Origin of the sequence: Bacillus sp. FF-1 (genome assembly GCF_028548245.1) — a bacterium.
Lineage (GTDB): Bacteria > Bacillota > Bacilli > Bacillales > Bacillaceae_G > Bacillus_A > Bacillus_A paranthracis.
The window spans coordinates 43398-69213 of the sequence record NZ_JAQQGG010000008.1; the positions used below are offsets into that span (position 1 = coordinate 43398).

Below are 25816 nucleotides of genomic sequence, written 5' to 3' on the forward strand. Positions count from 1 at the left end.
AAAAAAAGAGACTGTTTACAATTTTACAGTCTCCAAATTACTCAATATTATAAACTTTCTACTTCTGTTGTATCTGTCTTTTCAATATGTTCTACTTTATGTGCCTTATTTCTTGTCGCACGGTAAAACAGTAAGCAAACAATCATAAATGGAATTCCACAATACAATGCCATTCTTTGTTCTGGAATAAAGGCCATACCTACAATTACCGTTATATTTAATACTAACGCAAGCAGTGGAACGAATGGATACAGCGGTGTTTTAAATTTCAAGTCTTTCACATCTCCGCCCTGCTTTATATATGACCTTCTAGCTAATAAGTTAGATAGAGCAATAGATGCCCAAACTAATATCGCTCCGAACCCAGCAATAGAAAGTAGCCATAAATAAACTGTATCTTCCGCATAAATACCTGATAGTAATGAAAGGCAACCTACAATTGTACTTACAATCAATGCATAAATAGGAACACCATTTTTAGATAACTTACCAAAAATCGGACTAATCATTCCTTGATTAGACATAGACCATAGCATACGAGAAGTTGCATATAATCCTGAATTCGCAACGGATAGAACCGCTGTAATAATAACGAAATTGATAATATCGGCTGCATAAGGAATACCAATTTTATCAAATACAACTACAAATGGACTTTCTATTACTCCCGCCTGTTGCCAAGGGAATAATCCTGCAAGAATGAAAATAGATAATACAAAGAACACGAGTATACGCCAAACTGTATTATTAATTGCCTTCGGAATTGTTTTCTCTGGATTTTCACTCTCACCTGCTGCAATACCGACTAGTTCTGTTCCTTGGAAGGAAAAGTTAACAGCAATCATCGTAATTAAAATAGCGGATAATCCATTTGGAAACAATCCACCATAATCAGTAAAACTAGAGAACATTGGTGCTGGTTCATTTCCTTTCATATCTAGAAAACCAAACATCGCTGCCCCGCCCAAAATAATAAATGCAATGATTGTAATGACTTTAATACTTGCAAACCAAAATTCAACTTCTGCAAAACTTCTTGAAGATAACGCGTTAATAGCAAAAAGTAGTACCGCAAACACTACGCACCAAACCCAAGACGGTACATCAGGAAACCAGCGTTTCATTAAAATACTAACTGCAATTAGTTCAATACCTATTGTAGCCGACCAGTTTAGCCACGACATCCATCCGACTACATAACCCGCTGCAGGGGAAATATGCTTTGTCGCATACGTTTGATAAGATCCTGCGTCAGGCATCGCAACAGCTAATTCTCCGAGACAGAGCATCGTTAAATACATAACAAATCCTCCAACAAGATAAGCTACAATCGCTCCTCCAGGCCCAGCTTCATGAATTGTATACCCCGATCCTAAAAAAAGTCCGGTACCAATAACTCCTCCAAGTGCAATCATAAATATGTGTCTGCTTTTCAATTCCCTTTTTAATCCTTGGTTTTGATCCATCATACAAATCCCCCCTTTTCCCTTTGGAAACCCATTTCATGTAAGCGTTTTTATTTTTTTTATACGAAAAATAATTATTGAAAAGAGCAAAATACATAGTATTAATCACTACCTGTTATTAAAAGATCATCCCTCACTGTTATTAATAACTTTTTATCAGCGATAGCTTGTCCTTCTACTACTTCTAATGACTCGATATACCCACTGATTCCTACCTTAATTTCTACTTTCTGTTTATCTATTGTTTCAATTAACGCTAATTTCTCCCATTCGTATACGTAAGAACTTTCCGTAACAAATAACTTCTCAACTTTCCCGTAACAAGGACTATACACGCCTTCTATAACCGTCTTCACTTTATACACTCCTCCTTCTTATTAATTGGTACTGAAACGTTGCATATCCCTCCTTTAGAGATTTCAACTATTCTTTATGCAAAATGCGTACCAATCTTAAATTCCTATTTAAAATGAGGGTTCCTCACAAAAAAATCTTCATAACCGCAAATTTTTTCTACCGTGTAAAAAGTTTTAAAAGGAAAATCGCAAAAAAATTTTGCGGTTTTATAAGAATTTTAATAAAATTATAAAAAGTCAGTCTTCATAGGGTGAAATGAGGAGAAGATAATCTATGCGTACAGAAGAAATTAATTTGAAACAGATCATTGAAATGAATATGCTATATGAAACTTTGCTCAATGAACTCGATATCGGGATTCATATTATTAATGAGGAAGGTAAAACGATTATCTATAACCGTAAAATGATGGAAATTGAATCAATGGAGCGCTCAGATGTGTTATATAAAAGTCCTTTAGAAGTATTCGCATTTGAGGAAAATAAAAATAGTACTCTTATAGAAGCATTAAAATTAGGAAAAACAAACAAAAATATAAAACAAACTTATTTTAACAATAAAGGGCAAGAAATTACGACGATTAACAATACTTTCCCTATAATAGAAAATGGAAAAATTAAAGGCGCTATTGAAATTTCAAAAGAGATTAGCAATTCTAAACAAACAATGAAAACAAACCTTTCCCGAAAACAAAATAATAAGTTTACCTTTGATCACATAATTGGTGATTCTGAAGCCATTCAATCAATCATTGCGGAAGGAAAAAGGGTCATTCGTACATCCTCCTCTATACTTCTCGTAGGAGAGACAGGCACTGGGAAAGAACTATTTGCACAAAGTATCCATAATGAAAGCCAGCGTTCAGGCAAACCATTTATTTCACAAAACTGTGCCGCTATACCTGATACGTTAATGGAAAGTTTATTATTTGGTACGAACCGAGGTGCATTTACAGGAGCTATCGATAAAGCCGGTTTATTTGAAGAAGCGAACGGAGGAACTTTGTTATTAGATGAGATCAATTCGTTAAGTCCAGCACTTCAAGCGAAGTTACTGCGGGCTATACAAGAAAAAACAATACGAAGAGTCGGAGGCACACAAGAAAAAGAAATTGATGTTCGCATTATAGCAACTATTAATGAAGACCCTCTTGAAGCTATTACAAACAATCGATTACGGGAAGACTTATATTACCGATTAAGCGTCGTTACTTTATGCCTCCCGCCGTTACGCGAACGAAAAGAAGATATTCCCGCTCTTGTTCAGCACTTTATCGAAAAGTACAACATTCAATTTGAACTTAGCGTAACAGATATAGATGTACATGTAAGAGAATTCTTGTATGCATATGATTGGCCCGGAAATGTACGAGAATTGGAACATATCATTGAAGGTTCAATGAACTTGGTTGAAGATGAAAATATTATTACAGCGTTTCATCTTCCCACTCGCTTTCGCGAACGAATAAAAAAAGAATTCAATACGCAACCTTTCCTAACTAATAACGATACTGATACACCTAAAACATTAAAACACACAATAGAAGCAATGGAAAAGAACTACATCAATCAAATTCTAAAAGAATATCACGGTAATATCTCACAAGCTGCAAAGTTTTTAGGATTAAGTAGACAAAACTTACAATATCGAATTAAAAAACTGCATTTACACATATGAAATGAAGCTTGGATGAGTGGATTACTAGCCCTCACCAATTCGACTTTTATTGCTTGTTCATGCAGCATAAATCTGCTTTAATGTACAAATAAACAGTTGGTAAAATATGCTATAATGAACATATAACATACTCGAAAGGAACGATATATATGAGTAATGATAAAAAATTAAAATTATTACAATACTTAGCCTTCTTCCCTACCATTGTATGTATGATGTTACTAGTTGATATAAATGCCTATCCTTATGCAAAGCTACTAGCAACACTTAGCGGCTCTTTTGCAGCTATTATGCTTGCTGCTTTTTGGAATTTGAAGATACGTATGAAGAAAGAAAGATCTTCTTAACGCTAAAGCATAAAAAAAATCGAGCCTACACAGCTCGATTTTTTTACTGATTATTAAAACTCAACATTCTCCAAATACAAACCACTTGCCTCAGCAAGGCAATTAATCTGATTACGTTGTTTCGCCTCTAAAATGTGTGGAATCGCCTCTGCATCTAATTGTCCTAATCCAACTTCAATTAATGCTCCAACAATTTTTCGTACCATGTTATGAAGGAATCCGTTACCACTTACTCTAATTTGTACAAATCCTGCCTCTTCCATCACATCAAGTGTATATACTTCTCGCACCATAGACTTTTTCTTTGATTTTGCATTTGAAAAAGCAGTAAAGTCATGTGAACCAACTAAATGTTTCGCAGCTTCTTTCATGCTTTTCACATTTAATTTTTTATTCACATGCATGCTGTATTTACGCATAAATGGGTTCGTATGCTCTTCATTCCAAATTTTATACAGATATGTTTTTGCTTTAGAATTGTAACGAGCATGGAATCGATCATGTACTTCTTCCACATTTGTAATGCTAATATCATTTGGCAAATATTGATTTAAATATTTTTTTACTTTATGTTCCACTAACTTCTCATCACTTTGAAAGTTAGCAACTTGATTCAAAGCATGTACACCAGCGTCTGTTCTACTACAACCGATAATTTCAATTTCTTTTCCGACCATTTCGGAAATGACACTTTCGATTTTTCCTTGAATCGTATTATCGTTATTACCGAGACGTTGCCATCCTTTAAAACGTGCACCATCGTACTGAATCGTTAATTTATAATTGTTCATTTTATTCTCCTTCATAGAAAATATTCCCTCATATCGTGAGGGAATATAAATACACTTTACTTTCTAACAAGCTTCACTACATTTTCTACATGAGCTGTATGCGGGAACATATCAACTGGTTGTACATATTCCACTTCATAGCTCTTCATTAACGCTTGTACATCACGTGCTAATGAAGAAGGGTTACAAGATACGTAAACAACTTGTTTCGGCTTCACTTTTAAAATTGTTTCCAGTAATTTATCATCGCAACCTGTACGAGGTGGATCGACAACAATTACATCTGGACGCCATCCTTCTTTTACCCATTTCGGTAGCCATTGTTCAGCTTTACCTGCTTCATATTTCGTATTTGTAAATCCGTGACGCTTCGCATTTTTTCTTGCGTCTGCAATTGCTTCTGGAATTACATCCATACCACGTACTTCCGCTGCATCATTTGCAAGCCAAAGTCCGATTGTACCAACACCACAATACGCATCTACAATTTTCTCATTGCCAGTTAAAGCAGCGGCTTTTTTCGCTTCATTGTATAAAACAACCGTTTGTTCTGGATTCAACTGGAAGAATGCACGTGCTGATAATTCAAATGATAAATCACCAAGTGTTTCTTGAATTACTTCTTTTCCAGCTAATTTAAATGTTTTATCACCGAAAATAACAGATGTTTTACGCCAGTTTACATTTTGCATAATTGATTTAACAGCTGGCATCTGTTTTTGTACTTCTGCAATAAATTGTTCTTTATTTGGCAACTCTTCTTTTGTTGTAATAAGTGTAACTTGTACTTCCCCTGTTTGAACTGCAGTACGTGTCACAATTGTACGTACTAAACCTTTTTGTTTTTTCTCATTGTAAATAGAAACATTTAATTTTTCTAAAATACGTCTTACAACTTTTGTCGCTTCATTCGTTGCTTTATGTTGAATCATACAATGAGCAATATCAATTAACTGATGTGAATTTTGTTTATACAGTCCTGTAATAACCTTTTCGTCTTTACGCCCCACTTGTAGTTGACTCTTATTACGATAATGCCATGGATTTTCCATGCCAAGCGTCGGACGAATTTTCTCTTCCAAACCGTTGTTCATATACTTCTGGAATGCTTGTACAACGATATCACGCTTTTGATTTAATTGTTCTTTATAGTCTAAATGTTGCAATTGGCAACCGCCACACTCTTCATATACCGGACATGGTGCTTTCACACGATGTGGTGAAGCTTTACGAACTTTTTTCACTTTCGCTTCAGCGAAGCCACGCTGAATTTTCGTTGTTTCTGCAACAACTTCTTCTCCTGGTAATGCCCCTGGAATGAAAACAACTTGTCTCTTAAAATAACCAACGCCTTCTCCGTTAATCCCAAGACGTTTAATTGTCACAGGGAACGTTTGACCAACTTCCAACTTACTCTCATGTTGCTTTTGTATCATTATTACACCTCTACTCTATACTTTTCCATAAATATAACGCTGCATAACTGCAGTATGGTTCACACTCTTGTTTCACTTTTTCTAAAAATGCATCATCAGGCTTATCATCTAATTGAAATACACCTTGTACTGCACGCTGAATCCCAATGTCCGCTTTCGGAAACATGTTTTTCCGTCCAAGCCCAAACATTAAAAAATTTTGCACTGTCCATGTACCAATCCCCCTAATTGGTAACAATTGTGCTGAAATCTCTTCTTCCGCCTTGGTTTCTATACTCGCTAAATTTAATGTACCGCTGGCAATACTTCGACCTAATCCTACTATATATTCAGCCTTTCGCTGACTAAACTTCTGCTCTCTCAATTCCTCTATTGAAATATTTGCTACTATTTCTGGAGTGGGGAAAAAGAATACACCGTTCTTTTCTGTTCCATATCGTTTCACAAACTGTTCTGTTAACACAGTAGCAAATTTCAAATTTATTTGTTGATGAATGATACAGCGAAGAAGACAAGCAAAATAATCAAATTCTAAAATAATTGGAGTATAAGCATATGTTTCAAATAGTGGACGTAATGATGTGTTTAAAAAATGATTTTGTATATCTTGAAACGGTTCATTCCAATGAAAAATGGCCCTCATTCGTTTCATAACTTTCTCTGGATCTCCTGTCTGACTAGAAATCCAAAACTGTGGATTTTGAACAGTACCAATCCCTTGCAGGCGAACAACAATCTGTTCCTCGTCTATACAAAGCGGGACATAAATAACTTTCTCATCTAATTGAATGACGTTAAGAGGATCAAAAGATAAACGTTTTAATACTTCTTCAAAATGATACGGATACTCTAACGTAACATGTTCGCTCCACATACGTTTCCCCATCCTTTTTACACATCATTATAGCATGAGAAAACCGCAAGCATACATGCTTACGGTTGATTGCTTTTTACTAAGTCATCTAGACTTTTAAAATGATACCCTTTCTCGCGCAAATCATCAATGATTTTCGCAAGTGCTTCTGCATTATCTTTTGATATTGCATGAAGTAATAAAATAGATCCTGGATGAATCATCGTCATAACATTATTATGAGCATATTGCCACCCTCTTTGCTCATCCACTTTCCAATCCAAAAATGCAAGTGACCAAAATACATTATAGTAGCCCATTTCTTTCGTAAGAGCTAACGTTCTTTCACTAAATACGCCGCGCGGAGGACGTACATATTTCACTTCTTTTTGCCCGGTTACTTTTTTAATTTCTTCCGTTACACTCGTTAATTCTTGACGAAGTTTCTCATCATTTACCGCTGTGAAATCAGGATGGCTCCACGAATGGTTTCCAATAATGTGTCCTTCATTCTTCATTCTTAACAATAAATCTTTTTGTGTTTTAATATAATGCCCCGTTACAAAGAAAGTTGCTGGTACTTTTTTCTCTTTTAATACGTCTAAGATTTTTCCTGTGTATCCATTCTCATATCCATTATCAAATGTTAAATAAATATCCTTTTTCTTCGTATCCCCTAAATAAAAACCACCATTTTTTTGTAGCAAATCTGTATATAACTTTCCTGCATCTGGTACTGTTTCATTTTTAGGGCGCGGGATTCCCCAGTTATGTGGAGTATTTGTATAAGCTAGTGCCGAAACTGGAACAAGTGCCATCATAATTGAAAAAATGAGACCGATATATAACCATTTATGTTTCATAAATAGTCTCCTTTCCATATATAATCGTACTCGTAGTTTCTGTTGCTACGCATTCTTTCATGCTGAACATGTTTTTCTATATATACCAAAAAAATGCATCTCGAATCGTTCGAGATGCATTTTTGTTTACTTAAATACTGGCTCTTTAAAGCTAGCTAATTTTTCAAGTGATGTTTTATCAACATCTGCATGTAAGCTATTACCGTGAGAATCCATCGTTACAACTGCTTTAAATCCATCGATACGTAAATGCCACATTGCCTCTGGAATACCAAATTGTAAGAAATCAACATCTTTCACTTCTTTAATACATTCAGCATAATATTGCGCTGCACCACCGATTGCGTTTAAATATACACCACCGTGTTCTTCTAAAGCTGCTAATGTTTTCGCACCCATGCCGCCTTTTCCAATGACAGCTCTAATACCGAATTTCTTCATAATATCACCTTGGTACGGTTCTTCACGAATACTTGTCGTTGGACCTGCCGCTTTAATTTGCCAATTGTCATTTTCATCTTTCACAACAACTGGACCACAGTGGTAAATAATTTGTCCATTTAAATCTACTGGACAATCGTTATCCATTAAATGCTTATGAATTGCATCACGACCTGTATACATCATGCCATTAATTGTTACAACATCACCAACGCGAAGTTCACGAATTTGCTCTTCTGTAATTGGCGCTTGTAATACAATTTCACGCTGCTCCGTTTTTTCTTGTACTTCTTGCTCCAGTGTATCTTCACCTTCTTGATATAACCAATCCATAATTTCACCTGTTTCAGGATGGATTGTTACACCAAGGCGACGGTATGCCCAGCAATTATACGCCACAGATACGTAGAAACTAGCTGGCAGACGGTTATACACGCCAATTTTACAGCCAAGTAAAGTTGTTTCTCCGCCAAATCCCATCGTACCAATGCCAAGCTTATTCGCATTTTCTAATACATATTCTTCAAGTTGTTGTAATTCTGGGATTGGATTGACATCATCTAATGTACGGAATAATTGATTTTTTGCTAATTCGTAACCTGATGTGCGGTCTCCCCCGATACCAACACCAATTACACCTGCACTACATCCTTGACCTTGTGCTTGATATACCGCATGAAGAAGGCATTTACGAATCCCTTCTAAATCGCGGCCAGCTCGTCCAAGTCCTTCTAGTTCACACGGTAAGCTATACTGAATATTTTTATTCTCACAGCCCCCCCCCTTTAGGATTAAACGTGCATCAATATAATCTTTTTCCCATTGTTCAAACTTAATAACCGGTGTACCTGGTCCTAAATTATTTCCACTATTGTCTCCAAAAAGAGAATCAACAGAATTTGGACGAAGTTTACCATCTTTTGTCGCCCGCTCAAGCGCATTATAGATAGCTTCCTTCAACTTTAATTGATTCACACCAACTGGTGTATAAATTTTAAACGTTGGCATCCCTGTATCTTGGCAAATTGGCGAGATGTTATCATCAGCCATTTTAATATTATTTGTAATTGTGCCAAGTGCCATCGCAGAACGAGTCCCTGCATTTTCTCGCTCTTTCGCTTGTTGAATCGCACGACGAACATCTTTCGGTAAGTTCGTTGACGTTTCAACAATTAGTTGATACATGCTTTCTTGAAGCTTTTCCATTGTTACTTCCCCCTCAATTGTGAACGCTACCAAAACGTTATGAGCTGAAATTTCCACTATTATGCTCTGCAGCTTTTTATTTGTTTCACGCTATTCAAGCATACATGAAATTTTTCACAACTTGATTATACCTCTTTTTCTATCGTCCTTCTATTATCCGCACAGAAAAAGGCTACCAAATTGGAATTGGCAGCCTTTTTAATATATTATTCGTCTTTTTTAAATTGCTCACATTTTAATTCTAATTCATCTAGCATTGCAAGAAGACGATCTACATCTTCTAATTCTACTTCTTCAGGTTCAATTGTATCAATTACTTCAATGAACATATTTAAACGTTCTTTTAAATATACTAATTGTGTATCTTTATCTTGAATTGCTTTTCCCATGAAGGCACTCTCCTTTTAATTCGAGTTGCTTTTATTATACCGCAAAAATGATTACAATGGGTATGTAATTTCATCAATTTTGTCACGGTTATTCACTATAATGTAAGCCCTCTCTCTTTTTCCTCTAAAAAGTTTCGCTTTATAAAAAGCACATATTCTTCTATTATAGAGGATGGACAAATTGTTATTTCAATAGTCAAAGGAGTATTTCATATGACGATATCACAAAAAATGAAGCCGATTACTCCTTCTTACGATCCATGGGAAGCGTATATGGACCTTGAAGAGTACGGCAAACTACTATTAACAAATGTTGAGTTTACAACGACGACGTTATGCAATATGCGCTGTGAGCATTGCGCTGTTGGTTACACGTTACAGCCGAAAGACCCGAATCCGCTTCCGATGGATCTTTTATTAAAACGATTAGATGAGATTCCTCATTTACGTTCTTTAAGTATTACTGGCGGAGAACCTATGCTTTCAAAAAAATCCGTCGACAACTATGTAACACCACTCTTAAAATACGCCCACGAACGAGGTGTTCGCACTCAAATCAACTCAAACTTAACTATAGATTTAGCACGTTACGAACAAATTATTCCCTATTTAGACGTATTGCATATATCTCATAACTGGGGAACAATTGACGACTTCGTTGAAGGCGGATTTGCAATGATGGAGCGTAAACCTACGTATGAACAGCGTGCAAAATTATTTGAACGTATGATCACAAATAGTAAAGCTCTATCAGATGCAGGTGTACTCGTATCAGCCGAAACGATGTTGAATAAACGAACTCTACCACACATTGAGCATATTCATCGTCAAATCGTTGATGAAATGGGATGTAAACGTCATGAGGTTCACCCAATGTATCCAAGTGACTTCGCGAGTAATCTAGAGATTTTAACAAAAGCTGAAATTCGTGATGCAATTGAGCATTTACTAGAAATTCGCGATGAAAATGTATGGATGTTATTTGGAACTTTACCTTTCTATGCTTGTAGCGATGACGAACGAGACATTGCCACATTTAAGAAATTACAAAAAAGCAAAAACGTAACAGTTCGTAATGATCCAGATGGCCGTTCTCGTTTAAATGTAAATATTTTTGATGGAAATATTATTGTAACGGACTTTGGTGATGTTCCACTTCTAGGTAACATTCAAACAAATACGTTACAAGAAGCGTATGAAAAATGGAGCGCTTCAAAAACAGCAAAATCATTAAGCTGTCACTGTCCAGCAGTAAAATGTCTTGGACCGAATGTTCTTGTAAAAAACAGCTACTATCCAACCGAAGATTTCTTATCAAAAACGGCAAACATTACATTATAAAAAAACGTCAGCTTATAAGCTGACGTTTTTTATCTTATTGCGAATGAGAAGAAGAAATGAATTTAAAATATAAATGATCATGAATTGGGATAGCGGCTCCAATTCCTTGAGAAGTAATATTTTTTACAACAAGCCTTTTTTGATTTCCTTTTAATACGAGGTATACTTCTCCAAATGTTACTTTTCCTTTTTCATTTACCGCTGGTGTATAAGCGTATAAATATCCAAGTTGACTCGGACTAATATTATACACTCTCTCATGTCCAGTACCATAACCAATAGTCGTTTTAAATGAAAGTGGCAATTGTACTTTTTCAAGTGCTTTGAGAAGCATCATTTTTTTCACATCTGCAGCATCTTTCATATCTGCTGTTAAATCACCTTCAACCGTCTTTTGTGTTTCTTGCTTATAGCGTAGTGGATATAGGCGATCTCCTCCGCGATTATCGTACACATTGCGATTTACTTGTTTATATTCCCAATTAACCGATGTATCAATCGATTCATAATGTAAAGCCCATTGCCCTAAATAAATCTTTGCTCGGTACCCTACCGCAAGCGGCGCATTCGAAATTGTTGTTTCATTAAACATTCGAATTAAGTCCGGATTTTCAATTTTAATATTTGCTGTTTTTAATAATTCTTGAGCAAACTTACTCGGCTGTAAACGCGGTAAATCTTGCGCATCATTTGGAAACGTATTGTCTTTAGAAATATTTAAAACAGATGAAGGCATTTTTGTTTCTACTGTTGTCTTTGCAAAGCCACTGTTAGGAAATAATAAAATAAACGAGACCATAGTTGAAAGACATATGCTGTATACTCGTTTCACCTGTCTGGCTCCTTCCTACATAAAGGTATATATACTACTTCGTTTATTGTTTTCTCTGAGCACAATTGTTATGCCTATTTTTCATAATAAATAAAAACCAATTCCCATAATGACATACGCAGCTAATAAAGTACCGCCTTCAAACCAGTTTGTATCTCCATCATTTGAAATCGCAATCGTTAAGAAAACAGCTGTAATCATAGAAACAAGTTCTGGTATTGTAAATACTAAAGGCATCCTTTGCGTGAAAAACATAGAAAGCAGTACTAATACAGGAGCAACAAACATGGCAATTTGTAATGTAGAACCTATCGCAATCTCAACTGCAATATTTACTTTATTTTTATACGCCATAATAATTGCAGATGCATGTTCTGCTGCATTTCCAACAATCGCAACGATAATAACACCTATAAACAATTCTGACCAACCAAATGATTTTGCAACTGTCTCAAATGTATGCACGAGCGCCTCTGACACATAAGCTACCGCAATTGTTGCTATCGCTAAAATGAGTAATGCTTTCCCTTTCGACCACTCTGGTTCTTCCTCATGAGCGACTTCATCACTTTTCTGCTGATATACACCACGGTGCGTAACTAACTTAAATAGCAATGCAGCAAGGTACATAATAATCATAATAATCGAGACACCTATACTTAACTGATACGTCTTTCCAGCGTCCATCTTCATTGAAAAAATCTCTGGAATAACAAATGCTACTACTACAGCAAAGATTAATAAAGCCGAATTATGCCTTGCATCATATACATTAAAACTTTGTCTCTTATATTTAAGCCCTCCCACAAAGAAGGATAGCCCTCCTACTAATAATAAATTTCCAAGTACAGAACCCGTTAAAGAAGCTAACACAACTTCAATTAATCCTGCCTGAAGGGCAAAAATTGAAATGATTAGTTCAACGGCATTACCGAAAGTAGCATTTAATAATCCACCTATTCTAGGACCAGATACAATTGCCAAACTTTCTGTCGCTCTCCCCATAAAACCCGCTAATGCGATAATCGTAATACAATACACAGCAAACATAATTGTTTGAGGCCAATGAAGTGTTTTCCCAAGTACAGACAGTGGTACACCTATAAGCGCCACTATAAGAAATATTTTATTAAACATGCTTTCCATCCTTCCATCGTATGTATTTCTCCTCGATATTATTATTATTCTTCTCCTAACTTGTCCGATTTCATCACAATTGCGTTTAAAAAATCGGATTGAAGAAAACAGTATGAAAGATATTTAAATTACCTTGTTGAAACAGACAGAATTATAAATTATGAAAAGGGGTTAAAATTATGCACTTAAAAGAAAAAATCGCAACTATTATTCAAGGTCAACGTACCGGTGTATTATCTACAGTACGAAATGAGAAACCTCATAGCGCCTTTATGATGTTTTTCCACGAAGATTTTGTACTGTATGTTGCAACAGATCGACAATCAAAAAAGATAACAGATATTAAAAACAATCCAAATGTACATGTACTACTTGGTCGTGAAGGAAAAAAATTAGATGAAGATTATATCGAAGTGGAAGGCTTAGCCTCCATCGAGGAAGACTCCACATTAAAAAACAAGTTTTGGAGTAATAGCTTAAAGCGTTGGTTACTCGGTCCTGAAGACCCTAATTATGTACTAATTAAAATCAACCCCGATACAATTTATTACATCGATGGTGCGGGTACGACGGAGCCCGAGTTTTTACGACTATAAAGTGAAACAAGCCCACCTTTAGGTGGGCTTGTTTTGTCGAAAAGTTCTTCTGAAAAAAACAATAAAATAGGTGGAACTTTCTAAAGATTCTGTTATATAATAGCAGTAACTTAAATAAACTGTATTAAAACAGATTGAGAGGAGAAATAAAATTGATGAAAAGAGAAGAACGTAAAAACATGATTGAGTTTATCGAAAAGAAAAAAGGGATTGAGCGTGACGAATTATTGTTTATGACAGATGATGAAGTAGAACATATTTATAATGTAACGTACTTTTTATATGAAGAAATTGCAGAGTAGTATAATAATCCCCACCTTATGAAAAATATAAGGTGGGGATTATTTCGTTATCTATCCAGCTCTTTGCGAGGCGGTAAAATCCCATTCACTTTATACGTGAGAATGATTTTCATGTATAATAATGTACGATTGGAGGAATTTTACTATGAGTTCATGGCTCTTATTCGCACTATTATCAGCAATTACTGCTGCCCTTGTATCTATTTTCGGTAAGATTGGTTTAGATGGAATCGATGCCAATGTTGCTACGACGGTTCGTTCTATTATTATGGCATTATTTATGGTAGGCGTTATTATTATACAAGGTAAATTTCAAAATATCGGCGACGTACTGCTAAATAAAAAAGCACTGCTCTTTATCACATTAAGTGGAGTTGCAGGTGCTTCGTCATGGCTATTTTATTTTCTTGCCCTTAAAACAGGAAAGGTTTCACAAGTAGCTCCTGTCGATAAATTAAGTGTCGTATTTTCTATTATTCTCGCTATGATTATACTCGGCGAAAAGTTAAACTTTATGACTGGTATTGGTGTTGTCTTTATTACAGCTGGTGTACTATTTATCGCTTTCAGCTAAAAAACCGCTACTCGCGGTTTTTCTTTTTCTTTATGTAAAACCATACGACACATGTAACAACTACTGAAATGGATAAAATCCATATTCCATAATGATGCAAACTATACTCAACGAAACGCCACTTCTCTCCTAACTTCCAGCCAAGTCCAATAAAAACACTTATCCAAATAAGTGCACCACCGTAAGCGTACAAACAAAAACGCCAAAGTGTTAAATTCGACATCCCAGCAAAATACGCTGTTAAATGACGTACTCCTGGGATAAAATAACCAACTATTAAAAGAAATGGGCCATATTTTTCAAATAAAATATGTGTTTTTTCAATGTGATGTTCTTTAATTCTAATTTTCGGTCCATATTTTTTTAAAACAGGGAGTCCAAGTTTTAAACCTAATATGTAGCTTAATGTAATGCCTAACATCGCACCAGCCATCCCACTTAAAAACGCAGCTGTGCCTGACATAACGCCTTTTGAAACGTTATAACCAACGAAGGTCAATAAAAACTCGTCTGGTATCGGTAATCCAACAATCCCGCCAGCTAAAGCTATAATAATTCCAAAATACCCATAATGTGCGATTAACTCGCCAATATGTTGTTCCATTCGGAAGACACATCCTATACACGATCGTTATTCCACATTGTGCCCTTTCTATCTTTCAGACAAACATGGTATACATATTCACTATACATTGTTTTTATAATGAACTCTACTTCTATCCATTCCTTTAGCAGGCAGAAATTGAACTATTAATCAGTGACCTCGCTCATTCTTAGTACACATCAATCACGTGCTAGACTCCCGCCTTCTTTCCTTATATCCATCTCCTCTTGAAGGACTAATCTTACTATCCACAAATACCATGATTAAAAAATAAAAATTCATATGCTTGTTTTTTTGTTACAATAAAGGAAAGTTACTTTTCGCAACGGTTTAACTCTCAGGAAAAATGATATACCTAGCAAAAACATAGTTTGGTCGATATAATGCAACTTCTACCTATTAAAAGAACATGCACCCTTTACATACAACATCATTTTTCTAAATTATACAGGGGGAACGAACATGACCATTGAAAATCAATTTATCCAAAAGGTTTACTATAAAACATTTTTAACAGAAAAAACTTCTACTCCAGTATCAGAAGTACTCGGTGAAGCATATATAAATGAATCTACAAATGAATTCTCCAACATTTCTAATATTCGCTTTGCTCAAGGTGAATTGTATTACCAAAATAAAGACTTTGAAGCAGCAATATTTAAATGGGAGAAAGTAAATAATGAGCTTGCACTTTGGGCAACCAAGAATATTGCAGATGCTTATTTTGAACTAGGATTCTTACCAAAGGCAGAAGAAATGTATCAATCTATCCAAACGGAAGATACAACTCTTACAATGGAAGTTTCCTTACAACTTCTTTCTCTTTATATCGAACAAGATCGTTTAGGTCTAGCATTTAAGACGATTAGTGAGGCTGTTGCATTTCAACCTGACTATCCAAATATTACTTCAATTGCTCGTTCATTCTATGAAAAACAAGAAGATTGGAATAACGCCATCGAACTTGCCGTTCAAGAAGGAATTCGAACAAAATCATTACACTGGTTCGATACTTTAATTAATTATGTGAATCAAGGATTTACGAAACAAATCAAACCAGAATATTTCTATGAATCTTTAAAAGCTTTATATGCAATTGATCAAGTCCAATTTAAGGAACTTGTTATTGCTCTTTGGAACAGCTATCAAAATGAAAAATCACATCTACCTTGGATTCAAACAATCAATCATTTATTCTTACATATTGAAACAGACAACAATGACGATTGGCATGAAATTGTTGAACGCTATCAAGATACGTACTTTGAATTAATTACTGGTGAACATTTCATGCATGAAATGCAAGGACTTGTACCTGACTTATTAACAAATTGGTTTAGTTTAACGAGAGCAAAAGACGCCCTATTCGTCTCTGCTGCAGTGTTAGCGTGGAATGAAGTTTCACCTACAACTTTAGAGTCATTACTCGTAAAAAGTGCGGGAGCCCTACTCTCTAATTCAACAGCTGAAACAAATGTGAAAATGGAAACTGTTTCTCATTTATTCGAAACAATTGCTGTATGGGCTGAAAAAAATGATGTAGATTTAAGTCATCAATTTACGTTACTCGTTCATGAACTATGTGATTTAAATGTTACAAAATTACTAATTTCGGGAACTAGTGACTATGATAAATTATCATTCGTCAATTCAATATTAGGAGAGAACATCTTAACTGAAACTATAACAACTCCTATTCTATTTAAAGATGATAGCCAAACTGAAATAACAGAATTCACTGCGTTAGATGTGCACAATATACCGAACTTTGATGAATTCCATCAAATAATGGCTACACCTGAACAATCAGAACTTGAGAACAAATGTATAGAAATTAAATTACCAAGTAGATTTTTGAGAAAGAATAAATTTGCATTTCTTGTTACACCATCTGTTCGAGGACAAGTGGAAAAAAACAGCTCATATTTTGAATACTTACAAGCCGCAGATAGCCTTATTTACGTATTAAATTCTGCTTCATCATTACATGGTGAAGAACTTGATACATTACTTTATTTACGTGAACAAGTACCAAACTTACAAATTCATTTCGTATTACATACAAATAGTGCGGATACGAATGAAAAACTAATGAGTAAGATGAAAGTCCATTTCCCAAATGCGCAGTTCTTCCCATACTCTCCTTCACAAGAGGGGAGCCAACAACTTGGGGACGTGACAGAGTCTATTCTTTCTAATCTAGCAGAACGCGATATAGAACAAGAACGTATCGAAAAACTAATATGGTTTACTCAAAAGACAATCGCATACCTTGTAAATGAACGTGTGGAATTAGAAAATACATTAGTCAAATCAGTACGCTGGAATAAACATATCTCAGTAAAACTAAACGGATTTATTAACAATCTTACTGCTCTTGAAAAAGATAAAATTCGTTCTATTACAGAATCTTATCTTTTAACGAAAGAAGAAATCACAAGAGATATCCATTCTCAAATTCCTGAATTATTACAGAGCTGCTCTGACCTTGTTCAAGAAGATAGTGATTTCAAATTAGTTCATGAAGAATTAAATACTGCGATGAACGAACGAATTCAAAAACATGTACAGCAAGTGCTTCTCCCTAAATTTACTGGGTTTATTCAAGAGTGGATTGAAACAGCACATAATGAATTTATTCAAGCTCAATCTTATTTAGATGAAATGAGTGAAACGTTTAATAAATTATATAAAGAAGAACGAATGAAACTTCCTTGCGATTTCAAATTACTAGATGATTGGCATCGAGATGTTGTACGCATGACCAATAGAATTACAGTATCGAATATCAATATTTTATTACGTTTTACACCGACACAATTTTTCTTAAAGAGTGCAGGAAAACTATTTGGTAACATGCAAAAAAATCAATCTATGCTTGCAAACAAATATAAACAATATATTGAAACGGAAGACTATACGGAAATTGCTCAAACGATTTCAAAACAATTCTTCCTTCAATTTGAAGTATTTGAAGGCGCATTAGAACGAGATATCATGATGTTCTTTAAAGATCCACTTAGCATACTGAAACAAAATGTAGAAGCCGCTCAACTTGAAATACAGGAAGACGAGCAAACATTAGCAACGTTAAGAAGCAACCCAGAAACTTATCACGATCCGTTAGCATTCTTTAAACTGCAACTATTGCAACACAAATTCGTTTTAAGTACGCACAAAAACAATGAAGACGTCTATGAATTTAATGAGTCTCCTACGATTTAACATAAAGTGAAACTTTAATCAGTGGGGGGTCTTCATCCCCCACCTAACTTCCTTGCTTTCGCTGAATTTTGAGGTGGGGGTCTTACTGCCCATTAAAGCGGGATAAAAAACCAAGCAAACTGAAATTTGCTTGGTTTTTTACTTTAATTCATTATTTTCATATGTTCAAATGGATAATAAATTGCCGCTAATTCTCCTAATACATCAGCTTTATCAATGAGTCCTAAACCATTTCTACTATCTCTGCTTATTAAGCGATTATCTCCCATAACAAAAATCTTGTTTTTAGGAACTGTAATTGGTCCAAAGTCCTCCGTTAAATTCATAAGTTTTTTTTCAGCTTGTTTTTTATTACTATACAAATACGCTTCCTCTATCACTTCATGATTCACATATAATTGATCATTTCTCACCTCAATAACATCGCCAGGCAAACCAATAACCCTTTTCACATAAAAATTTTCTGTCTTTACAACAATAATATCTTCTCTCCCATAACTTTCAAATTTCTTTGCCAACTTATTCACAATCACCTTATCCCCATCTTGTAACGTTGGCTTCATAGACGCCCCTTTTACAGTCGTAGGAAAAAATACGAAAATTTTCGCCAAAAACACGAGCAAACAAGCAATTGCAATTGTTCCAAAGAATTCACGCAACCGTTTTTTCTTTTGCATCATTCCACCATCTCATCATGTTTTTACTTTTATTATAAAGACTTCAACTACTTAATTTCTATAAAATTCTGAATTATAAAATTAGAATATTAAAAACTTTAAAATAACATCCTCATAAAATCCTTATTTTTATATACCATATTTTATATGTACCTCACTATTTATAGACAGTAAAATTTGGCTGAAGCAAAATAGTAAAAAAGATACTCTCCAAATAGTCTATCTACTATTTGGAGAGTATCCTTTTATATTCCCACATATACAATACACATTTGAGCCGCTACATATGTAAACCAAATCCAAAGTGGTTCATACTTTAATTTGCGCCCTCCAATATCTGTCACGCCAATAATAAAATCAGAAATCACAAATAGTAAACCACCAAAAGCTGGTATCCACCATATTCCTGTATTCTCATAGTATAAGGCGAATGCAAAGCAAGCCATTCCTCCAACCCACAATCCGTAAATTAGCGCTCCTATCGAAAACAATTTATCTTGTTTCTCATTTCGAATAAAAAAGAACCATCCTATAATGAGAAAGAGTCCGTATGCGAGTAAACCAATCCAAAAACCATTCCATGAAATACCTGTTTGCAAAAATGCTTTTACATAAAAACAATGCGCAAGCGCGAAAGTAATCATCCCTCCAATTAGCCTGTGACCAATTGGAATTAAACCTGCCATAAATAAATCCCCTACAGTTGATAACGTCATACCTAGTGCAACCCACGTACTATAATCTACTGATGGATCTTGTAACCATATCCAAATTGCACTTGCTGTTAAAGAAAAACTAAGAATAAGACGCACCGCTAAAGGTAACGGCATATTATTTCTTTTCTTTTTTGTCTGTCCTATTGCATAAATTACACCAATTAAAAAAAGAATGATTTGTGCAATTAACACCATGTAAAGTAGATTCATAATATGTTCTCCCCAATAAAATGCTTTTTGTATCTTTTTTCGTTACACCTAGTCTATTATCCTTTTTCTACATAAAAAAAGAAGAACAGTACTGTTCTTCTTTTTTAATCGTTTTCCTGTTATTTATGCTACTTGTTTTTCTTGCTCCATTTTCTGCTTAGCTGGCGTACGATTCACCACGATAATTCCCGCGGCTACACATGCTAAACCAAATAATACAAATGAATGAATTGCTTCTCCTAAAATCATGCTCGATAATAACACACCAAATACGGGTATGAAGAACATGTACATTGATACTTTTCCAACCTTGTTGTACTTCATAATTGTATTCCAAATGCAAAATCCTGCTGCGGATAAGAAAGATAAGTAAATCAGCATAAGTATTGCATGTACACTGAATGTAAATGGCATGACTCCAACTTGCAAAGCCCCTATACATAATAGCCCGATAGAACCAAAAATCATTTGGTATGCTGTCATATAGCCAACATCTAATGTTTTACTACCTTCTTTCGCCAATATATTCCCATACGAGTACAACATTGCTGCAATCATAAGTAATAAACTACCAATTCCGAAATGGAATGACAAACTACCATCACTCGGTACATTTACTAAAATGACACCACAGAAGCCGATAGAAACTCCAATTACTTTTCTCACATTAAGAGCATCATCTTTATATAAAAAATGTGCGAGTAAAATTTGAAAGAATGATGAGGTTCCTGAAATGATAGCTCCTTCAATACCAGAACTATAGCTCATTCCAATATAAAAGCATATATATTGAAGAAATGTTTGAAATAAACCAATTTGTACTAACTGCTTCCCCGTTCCTTTTTTGAAATTCATATCTTTTCCTAACGCTTTAAAGAAGAATAAAAGCATAACCCCAGATAAGAAGAAACGATAACCAGCAAATAATATTTGCTCCCCAACTTCTTGTGGCTGAATTCCAAGTTCAGCATAACTTAATTTAATAAAAGGGAATGCGCTCCCCCATAAAAAAGTCGCTACTATTGCAGCAATAAACACGCCAATCGGATGGGTAAAAAATTTCTCTGTCTTCACTTGTTGTCTTCCTTTCCGATCTTTTTACGAACAATATTCATATATACCAAAGGAACTGTGAAAACACAAGTTTTCAGTTTATACGCAAACAAAAACATATCATCTAACGAAAACATATGCTATACTATAGAATAATTACAACATAATAACTGTTAAAAACAGATTCAACAGAAATGCTGCTATCCATTATGGATGGCAGCTTTCGTCGTTTTATAGGGGTTTCGATTTTGATTATTTTTCTCAATAAGAATTTGGAAGGAGCGAGTAGTAATGAACTCAGAAGTAAAAACATTACAAGTACAAAAGTCTATTTCTCATCCCTCTTTATGGGATACATTAAAGAAACATTATGAACTTATATTTGCAATCGCATCTGGTATTTTCATTTTAGCTGGTTGGTTATTCACAAAGAACGATGTAATGAATGTAGGCATTACTTGCTATATCCTTGCTTATATAGTTGGTGGATATGCAAAAGCAAAAGAAGGTATTGAAGATACAATTGAGGAGAAAGAGCTAAATGTCGAAATGCTTATGCTCTTTGCTGCTATCGGTGCTGCAATTATTGGCTACTGGGCAGAAGGCGCGATTTTAATCTTTATTTTCGCACTAAGCGGTGCAATGGAATCTTATACATTAAGTAAAAGCCAAAAAGAAATTTCAGCGCTTCTTGATCTACAACCTGAAGAAGCATTACGTATTTCAAATGGAACCGAGGAACGTGTTCCTGTTGGACGATTACAAATTAACGACATTATTTTAATTAAGCCAGGTGAGCGCGTTCCTGCTGACGGTACGATTCATAGCGGTGAAACAAATATCGATGAGGCAGCGATTACTGGTGAACCTATTCCAAATGAAAAAAAACATGGTGATGAAGTATTTGCTGGTACTGTAAACTTACGCGGTGCTATCGAAGTTAAAATTACAAAGCCGAGCGATCAAACATTATTCCAAAGGATTATCCGTCTCGTTCAAAGTGCACAAAGTGAAAAATCACCATCACAACTATTCATCGAAAAGTTTGAAGGAACATATGTAAAAGGTGTACTACTCGTTGTTGCGCTTATGATGTTCGTCCCTCATTTCTTACTAGATTGGAGCTGGAATGAAACGTTTTATCGCGCTATGATCTTACTTGTAGTCGCATCTCCTTGTGCACTCGTTGCTGCCATTACACCAGCAACGTTATCTGCTATTTCTAACGGAGCAAGAAATGGAATTCTCTTTAAAGGTGGCATACATTTAGAACGCCTCGCTTCAGTAAAAGCAATTGCTTTTGATAAAACAGGGACATTAACAGAAGGAAAACCTACCGTAACAGATGTATATGTTCGAGAAAATATGACAGAAAAAGAAGTACTTTCAATTACAGCAGCAATTGAAAGTCACTCTACACATCCTTTAGCTGAATCTATTGTGAAGTATGCACAACATGCGTATGACATTACATTAAAAAAACCAGAAAACGTTGAAGATGTAACTGGTTTTGGGCTAAAAGGAACATTCGAAAACAAAGCTTATAAAATAGGTAAAGCTGATTTTATCGGTGAAGAAACAAAGACATTTCATAATGGTATTTCTGCTTCCCTTGAAAAAGAAGGTAAAACTGTCGTTTATATTAGTGACGAGGATGGCATCCTTGGGCTTATCGCTTTAAAAGATACACTTCGCCAAGAAACGATAGCTGCTATTCGCGAATTACAAAGCATCGGTGTCGAAGCAATTATGATTACTGGTGATAATGAAGAAACAGCAAAAGCAATTGCCTCTGAAAGTAATATAAAGGAATATTACGCATCATGCTTACCAGAAACAAAAGTGGAAACGATTAAAAAGCTAAAAGAAAAATACGGGACAGTAGCAATGGTCGGAGATGGTATAAATGATGCCCCTGCACTCGCTACTGCTAGCATTGGTGTAGCGATGGGAGAAGGAACAGACGTAGCTTTAGAAACGGCAGACGTTGTACTTATGAAGAACGAGTTATCTCGACTTTCACAAGCAATTCGTTTATCAAAACGAATGAACCGTATTGTAAAGCAAAACGTAATCTTTTCACTAGCTGTAATTGCAATGCTGATTTGTTCAAACTTCATGCAATTTTTAGCTCTTCCATTCGGGGTTATCGGGCATGAGGGAAGTACGATTCTTGTTATTTTAAATGGCTTACGATTATTAAAAGGAAACAATTAAAACGGGTCCCTCATAAAGGACCCGTTTTTTCTAATGGTAGCTATTATGCCCGTTTGCACTACCACTCGTTTTATGCTTTGGATGCGAACTACTCTTTTGTTTATTGTTATTTTTATTGTTGTGATTCTTTTTATTATTACTCATGAAATATCCCCCCTGTTCCCTATTATTATGGAACAAGAGCTCACTTTTCATTACGGGAATTATTGTCACCCGTCCTATAATGATGGAGTAAACCATTAATTTCACCGCCAAGTAAAATTACCCATCCAGTTAAGTAAAACCATAACATTAAAATAATAATACCACCGAGACCACCATATGTATTGGCGTAATTCGCAAACTTATCTACATAATAAGCAAATGAGTACGATACCACAATCCATCCTACAGTAGCAAATGTTGCTCCTGAAATGACTTCTCTTCTTTTTAATTTTCGATCTGGTGCAAATGTATATAAAAAACTAAACAATGCAAATAACACGAAGAAACTCGCTACTAAACGCGTAATACTCCACACGTAAGAAAAACTATCCGATAAACCAATTGCTTTAAATACAGCTGCCCCAATGACTTGTCCAAACACTGGAACAATTAGTGCAAACACAATCATAAAAATAATCGCTAATGTAAATACAATTGATAACGCCCTCGTTTTAATAAAAGAACGTGTTTCTGTTACATCATACGCACGGTTAAAAGCATTCATCACCGCATTTACACCATTTGAAGCAAACCATAGCATTGATAATAAACCAAATGATAATAAACCACCATTTTGCTCATTTACAACTTTATCCACGTTTACTTCAATCAAAGACATTGCATCTTCAGGTACGTACGGTTCTAATAAGTTGAGCACACTTTCTGTTTGAAGGTCAATGAATCCAAGAAGCGTAATTAAGAAAACAAGCCCAGGAAAAATCGCAAGCAAGAAGAAATAAGCGAGCTGTGCTGCCAAGCCCGCTACATCATCGCGCATCGTTCGGTCATATAAATCTTTACCAAACGAATAAGTACGATTTCTTCTCACCTTTTCTAAAATTTTTCTCATATATGGTTAAACGCTTTTCTTCTCTTCTTTATCTTGCTTCAACTCAATGTACGCTTCAGTTTTTTTTTCCTCTACATTGGAGTCTTTCATAAATAGTTCACGCGCTTCTTTCATACCGCCATCTTCAGCAACTACCGGCTCTTCTTCTGCTTTCAGTTCATCTACTTTTGGAGAAACAGCTTGAATTTCAATCGTTTCTGGCTTCTCTGCTGGCTCAACCTTTTTCTTACTAAAAATTTCTTTCGTTTCTTTTAACGTCTCTACAACAGACGGCGTCAATTTTTTAATTTCTGCTACTTTTGCTTTCACTACATTTAAATCAGCAAGTTCGCGTCCTTTATCTGTAACAGTTTGCACTTTTTCTTTGATTTTTGCATTTTCACCAATTTCAATCATCTTTGTTTTTGCTTTTTCTGCAGTATTTTTTACTTTTTCACGGTTTTCTTTCTTCAACATAGATACAGCTACACCTGCAGCTACACCAATCGCAATGTTTCGAGCAATATTATTTTTCTTTGCCATATTCCTTCACCCTTTCATTTCTTATGTTAGAAAGTATTTCTTTCTAAGCTTCCTCATATTCCTTGTTCTTTTCGAATGAAAGCTAATAGCTTTGCACACCCTTCTGTTACAAGGTCATATACTTCTTGGAAATTCCCTGTATAGTAAGGGTCGGGAACGTCTGTCCAGCCACCGTCTGGAACAAAATCGGACAGCCTACCAATATAGCCTCCAGTTTTACCTAAACTTTTTAAATCTGCTATATTCTTGTTGTCCATGGCAATAATATAATCAAACTTTGTTAAGTCTTCTTTTTCTACTTGCCTTGCTTTAATTCCTTCAAAAGTGACTGCATTTTCTTTTAAAATTTTTTGTGTTCCTTTATGTGGCGGATGGCCAACATGCCAATCTCCAGTTCCTGCAGAATCAATGACAATTTTCTCTTCGAGTCCCTCTTTTACGACAAGATCTCGAAAAATCGCTTCTGCCATCGGCGAACGGCAAATGTTCCCAAGACAAACAAACAATACTTGAACCATATTTTTGTTTCTTCCTTTCTTGGTGCATTTCTTTATATATACTTATAGTATAAACAACCAATTAGTGAATATAAAGGAAATCCCTACTAATTTAATAGGATTGAAAAGATTCATTAACGAAAATGATAAAAAATGTTAAGATAGCCTTATGTTATTTTAAAGGGGGACACTTCGGTGGATTTATCCGTAAAGTCAGAAGAAAACGTTGAATATATGGTTGAAGCTATTAAAGAAAAATTACGTATGGTTAATGCTGGAGCGATGAGAGCTGCTAGCTTTAATGAAGAAATGTACGAAGACTTACGTGACATTTATGAGCATGTTATGAAACGTGAAACATTCAGCATTAGTGAAATGCAAGCTATTACAGAAGAATTAGGTACATTAATTAAAAAGTAAAGGAGCCTCGTTT

General features: G+C 35.1%; 26 protein-coding genes. 9 read left to right on the forward strand and 17 right to left on the reverse strand.

Translation table 11 applies throughout. The features are described 5' to 3' along the window. Positions 1–47: 47 nt before the first annotated feature. Positions 48–1469, reverse strand: coding sequence for an amino acid permease (locus tag PQF83_RS22530; RefSeq protein WP_000969259.1), 1422 nt, complete (start codon positions 1467–1469; stop codon positions 48–50). Between the two features lie 98 nt (positions 1470–1567). Further along, positions 1568–1822, reverse strand: a complete 255-nt coding sequence (locus PQF83_RS22535) for a biotin/lipoyl-containing protein (protein WP_000859492.1) — start codon at positions 1820–1822, stop codon at positions 1568–1570. A gap of 274 nt (positions 1823–2096) precedes the next feature. Here PQF83_RS22535 and PQF83_RS22540 point away from each other — a divergent pair, with 274 nt between their 5' ends. Together PQF83_RS22540 and PQF83_RS22545 are read left to right on the forward strand one after the other, a co-directional pair. After that, the gene (locus PQF83_RS22540; protein ID WP_001258439.1) at positions 2097–3500 is read left to right on the forward strand and encodes a sigma-54 interaction domain-containing protein; all 1404 of its coding nucleotides are present in this window, start codon (positions 2097–2099) and stop codon (positions 3498–3500) included. Between the two features lie 149 nt (positions 3501–3649). Then, positions 3650–3847: a hypothetical protein gene (locus tag PQF83_RS22545; RefSeq protein ID WP_000063856.1), complete on the forward strand. Its 198-nt coding sequence runs from the start codon at positions 3650–3652 to the stop codon at positions 3845–3847. Positions 3848–3900: 53 nt separating this feature from the next. Here PQF83_RS22545 and truA read toward each other — a convergent pair whose 3' ends face one another. The 6 genes from truA to PQF83_RS22575 all read right to left on the reverse strand — a co-directional run bounded on the left by truA (position 3901) and on the right by PQF83_RS22575 (position 9826). Beyond that, positions 3901–4638 (reverse strand): tRNA pseudouridine(38-40) synthase TruA, encoded by a 738-nt coding sequence (gene truA, locus PQF83_RS22550; RefSeq protein ID WP_001067307.1) that lies wholly within the window; start codon positions 4636–4638, stop codon positions 3901–3903. 56 nt (positions 4639–4694) lie between these two features. Then, complete coding sequence (gene rlmD / locus PQF83_RS22555) at positions 4695–6074, reverse strand: 23S rRNA (uracil(1939)-C(5))-methyltransferase RlmD (protein WP_000615223.1); 1380 nt, start codon at positions 6072–6074, stop codon at positions 4695–4697. Between the two features lie 10 nt (positions 6075–6084). Continuing rightward, positions 6085–6948 (reverse strand): DNA-3-methyladenine glycosylase family protein, encoded by an 864-nt coding sequence (locus tag PQF83_RS22560; RefSeq protein WP_000269439.1) that lies wholly within the window; start codon positions 6946–6948, stop codon positions 6085–6087. A gap of 59 nt (positions 6949–7007) precedes the next feature. Next, the gene (gene pdaA, locus PQF83_RS22565) at positions 7008–7790 is read right to left on the reverse strand and encodes a delta-lactam-biosynthetic de-N-acetylase (RefSeq protein WP_000681213.1); all 783 of its coding nucleotides are present in this window, start codon (positions 7788–7790) and stop codon (positions 7008–7010) included. 126 nt (positions 7791–7916) lie between these two features. Next, a complete protein-coding gene (gene fumA, locus PQF83_RS22570; protein WP_000413517.1) occupies positions 7917–9437 on the reverse strand; it encodes a class I fumarate hydratase in 1521 nt (506 codons plus the stop codon). A gap of 206 nt (positions 9438–9643) precedes the next feature. Further along, the gene (locus tag PQF83_RS22575) at positions 9644–9826 is read right to left on the reverse strand and encodes an SE1561 family protein (protein WP_000513558.1); all 183 of its coding nucleotides are present in this window, start codon (positions 9824–9826) and stop codon (positions 9644–9646) included. A 213-nt stretch (positions 9827–10039) separates the two neighbouring features. Here PQF83_RS22575 and yfkAB point away from each other — a divergent pair, with 213 nt between their 5' ends. After that, on the forward strand, positions 10040–11167 hold the full coding sequence (gene yfkAB / locus PQF83_RS22580; RefSeq protein ID WP_000156010.1) for a radical SAM/CxCxxxxC motif protein YfkAB: 1128 nt from the start codon (positions 10040–10042) through the stop codon (positions 11165–11167). Between the two features lie 34 nt (positions 11168–11201). Here the strand turns inward: yfkAB and PQF83_RS22585 are convergent, their stop codons facing one another. Further along, positions 11202–11999 (reverse strand): YfkD famly protein, encoded by a 798-nt coding sequence (locus tag PQF83_RS22585; protein WP_001992424.1) that lies wholly within the window; start codon positions 11997–11999, stop codon positions 11202–11204. An 81-nt stretch (positions 12000–12080) separates the two neighbouring features. After that, positions 12081–13136, reverse strand: coding sequence for a calcium/proton exchanger (cax, locus tag PQF83_RS22590; RefSeq protein WP_000482147.1), 1056 nt, complete (start codon positions 13134–13136; stop codon positions 12081–12083). A 179-nt stretch (positions 13137–13315) separates the two neighbouring features. Here cax and PQF83_RS22595 point away from each other — a divergent pair, with 179 nt between their 5' ends. From PQF83_RS22595 to PQF83_RS22605, 3 genes are all read left to right on the forward strand, one after another. After that, positions 13316–13732: a pyridoxamine 5'-phosphate oxidase family protein gene (locus tag PQF83_RS22595; RefSeq protein WP_000550222.1), complete on the forward strand. Its 417-nt coding sequence runs from the start codon at positions 13316–13318 to the stop codon at positions 13730–13732. Positions 13733–13887: 155 nt separating this feature from the next. Next, positions 13888–14034: a BH0509 family protein gene (locus PQF83_RS22600; protein ID WP_000817786.1), complete on the forward strand. Its 147-nt coding sequence runs from the start codon at positions 13888–13890 to the stop codon at positions 14032–14034. A 145-nt stretch (positions 14035–14179) separates the two neighbouring features. Further along, positions 14180–14608 carry an EamA family transporter gene (locus PQF83_RS22605; protein WP_000100309.1) on the forward strand — a complete coding sequence of 143 codons (429 nt, stop codon included), beginning with the start codon at positions 14180–14182 and terminating at the stop codon, positions 14606–14608. A gap of 7 nt (positions 14609–14615) precedes the next feature. Here the strand turns inward: PQF83_RS22605 and PQF83_RS22610 are convergent, their stop codons facing one another. Beyond that, a complete protein-coding gene (locus PQF83_RS22610) occupies positions 14616–15212 on the reverse strand; it encodes a DedA family protein (RefSeq protein WP_000434856.1) in 597 nt (198 codons plus the stop codon). Between the two features lie 462 nt (positions 15213–15674). Here PQF83_RS22610 and PQF83_RS22615 point away from each other — a divergent pair, with 462 nt between their 5' ends. Then, positions 15675–18437 carry a tetratricopeptide repeat protein gene (locus PQF83_RS22615; RefSeq protein ID WP_000151452.1) on the forward strand — a complete coding sequence of 921 codons (2763 nt, stop codon included), beginning with the start codon at positions 15675–15677 and terminating at the stop codon, positions 18435–18437. 143 nt (positions 18438–18580) lie between these two features. Here the strand turns inward: PQF83_RS22615 and lepB are convergent, their stop codons facing one another. The 3 genes from lepB to PQF83_RS22630 all read right to left on the reverse strand — a co-directional run bounded on the left by lepB (position 18581) and on the right by PQF83_RS22630 (position 21114). Further along, positions 18581–19117, reverse strand: a complete 537-nt coding sequence (lepB, locus tag PQF83_RS22620) for a signal peptidase I (RefSeq protein ID WP_000983294.1) — start codon at positions 19115–19117, stop codon at positions 18581–18583. Positions 19118–19359: 242 nt separating this feature from the next. Further along, a complete protein-coding gene (locus tag PQF83_RS22625; protein WP_001051049.1) occupies positions 19360–20040 on the reverse strand; it encodes a lysoplasmalogenase in 681 nt (226 codons plus the stop codon). A 123-nt stretch (positions 20041–20163) separates the two neighbouring features. Next, the gene (locus tag PQF83_RS22630; protein ID WP_000845689.1) at positions 20164–21114 is read right to left on the reverse strand and encodes a DMT family transporter; all 951 of its coding nucleotides are present in this window, start codon (positions 21112–21114) and stop codon (positions 20164–20166) included. Positions 21115–21384: 270 nt separating this feature from the next. Between PQF83_RS22630 and PQF83_RS22635 the strand changes: the two genes are divergently transcribed. Then, positions 21385–23310: a heavy metal translocating P-type ATPase gene (locus PQF83_RS22635; protein ID WP_001083783.1), complete on the forward strand. Its 1926-nt coding sequence runs from the start codon at positions 21385–21387 to the stop codon at positions 23308–23310. A 184-nt stretch (positions 23311–23494) separates the two neighbouring features. On the opposite strand, the gene PQF83_RS22640 is transcribed toward PQF83_RS22635, so the two are convergent. The 3 genes from PQF83_RS22640 to PQF83_RS22650 are packed head-to-tail and all read right to left on the reverse strand — an operon-like array spanning position 23495 to position 25404. Next, the gene (locus PQF83_RS22640; protein ID WP_001226530.1) at positions 23495–24364 is read right to left on the reverse strand and encodes a YihY/virulence factor BrkB family protein; all 870 of its coding nucleotides are present in this window, start codon (positions 24362–24364) and stop codon (positions 23495–23497) included. A gap of 6 nt (positions 24365–24370) precedes the next feature. Beyond that, the gene (locus PQF83_RS22645) at positions 24371–24886 is read right to left on the reverse strand and encodes a DUF4075 domain-containing protein (RefSeq protein WP_001085393.1); all 516 of its coding nucleotides are present in this window, start codon (positions 24884–24886) and stop codon (positions 24371–24373) included. Positions 24887–24939: 53 nt separating this feature from the next. Then, positions 24940–25404 (reverse strand): low molecular weight protein-tyrosine-phosphatase, encoded by a 465-nt coding sequence (locus PQF83_RS22650; RefSeq protein ID WP_000250909.1) that lies wholly within the window; start codon positions 25402–25404, stop codon positions 24940–24942. A gap of 174 nt (positions 25405–25578) precedes the next feature. On the opposite strand from PQF83_RS22650, the gene PQF83_RS22655 reads away from it, so the two are divergent. Beyond that, the gene (locus PQF83_RS22655; protein WP_000366197.1) at positions 25579–25803 is read left to right on the forward strand and encodes a DUF1128 domain-containing protein; all 225 of its coding nucleotides are present in this window, start codon (positions 25579–25581) and stop codon (positions 25801–25803) included. Positions 25804–25816 lie beyond the last annotated feature (13 nt).

Coding starts and splice junctions, on each gene's coding strand:
- PQF83_RS22625 (WP_001051049.1), bottom strand. CDS start 20,040: ATGAATCTACTTTACATGGTGTTAATTGCACAAATCATTCTTTTTTTA.
- PQF83_RS22540 (WP_001258439.1), top strand. CDS start 2,097: ATGCGTACAGAAGAAATTAATTTGAAACAGATCATTGAAATGAATATG.
- truA (WP_001067307.1), bottom strand. CDS start 4,638: ATGAACAATTATAAATTAACGATTCAGTACGATGGTGCACGTTTTAAA.
- PQF83_RS22560 (WP_000269439.1), bottom strand. CDS start 6,948: ATGTGGAGCGAACATGTTACGTTAGAGTATCCGTATCATTTTGAAGAA.
- PQF83_RS22635 (WP_001083783.1), top strand. CDS start 21,385: ATGAACTCAGAAGTAAAAACATTACAAGTACAAAAGTCTATTTCTCAT.
- cax (WP_000482147.1), bottom strand. CDS start 13,136: ATGTTTAATAAAATATTTCTTATAGTGGCGCTTATAGGTGTACCACTG.
- PQF83_RS22645 (WP_001085393.1), bottom strand. CDS start 24,886: ATGGCAAAGAAAAATAATATTGCTCGAAACATTGCGATTGGTGTAGCT.
- PQF83_RS22600 (WP_000817786.1), top strand. CDS start 13,888: ATGAAAAGAGAAGAACGTAAAAACATGATTGAGTTTATCGAAAAGAAA.
- yfkAB (WP_000156010.1), top strand. CDS start 10,040: ATGACGATATCACAAAAAATGAAGCCGATTACTCCTTCTTACGATCCA.
- PQF83_RS22650 (WP_000250909.1), bottom strand. CDS start 25,404: ATGGTTCAAGTATTGTTTGTTTGTCTTGGGAACATTTGCCGTTCGCCG.
- PQF83_RS22615 (WP_000151452.1), top strand. CDS start 15,675: ATGACCATTGAAAATCAATTTATCCAAAAGGTTTACTATAAAACATTT.
- fumA (WP_000413517.1), bottom strand. CDS start 9,437: ATGGAAAAGCTTCAAGAAAGCATGTATCAACTAATTGTTGAAACGTCA.
- pdaA (WP_000681213.1), bottom strand. CDS start 7,790: ATGAAACATAAATGGTTATATATCGGTCTCATTTTTTCAATTATGATG.
- lepB (WP_000983294.1), bottom strand. CDS start 19,117: ATGATGCAAAAGAAAAAACGGTTGCGTGAATTCTTTGGAACAATTGCA.
- PQF83_RS22640 (WP_001226530.1), bottom strand. CDS start 24,364: ATGAGAAAAATTTTAGAAAAGGTGAGAAGAAATCGTACTTATTCGTTT.
- PQF83_RS22605 (WP_000100309.1), top strand. CDS start 14,180: ATGAGTTCATGGCTCTTATTCGCACTATTATCAGCAATTACTGCTGCC.
- PQF83_RS22545 (WP_000063856.1), top strand. CDS start 3,650: ATGAGTAATGATAAAAAATTAAAATTATTACAATACTTAGCCTTCTTC.
- PQF83_RS22595 (WP_000550222.1), top strand. CDS start 13,316: ATGCACTTAAAAGAAAAAATCGCAACTATTATTCAAGGTCAACGTACC.
- rlmD (WP_000615223.1), bottom strand. CDS start 6,074: ATGATACAAAAGCAACATGAGAGTAAGTTGGAAGTTGGTCAAACGTTC.
- PQF83_RS22530 (WP_000969259.1), bottom strand. CDS start 1,469: ATGATGGATCAAAACCAAGGATTAAAAAGGGAATTGAAAAGCAGACAC.
- PQF83_RS22575 (WP_000513558.1), bottom strand. CDS start 9,826: ATGGGAAAAGCAATTCAAGATAAAGATACACAATTAGTATATTTAAAA.
- PQF83_RS22610 (WP_000434856.1), bottom strand. CDS start 15,212: ATGGAACAACATATTGGCGAGTTAATCGCACATTATGGGTATTTTGGA.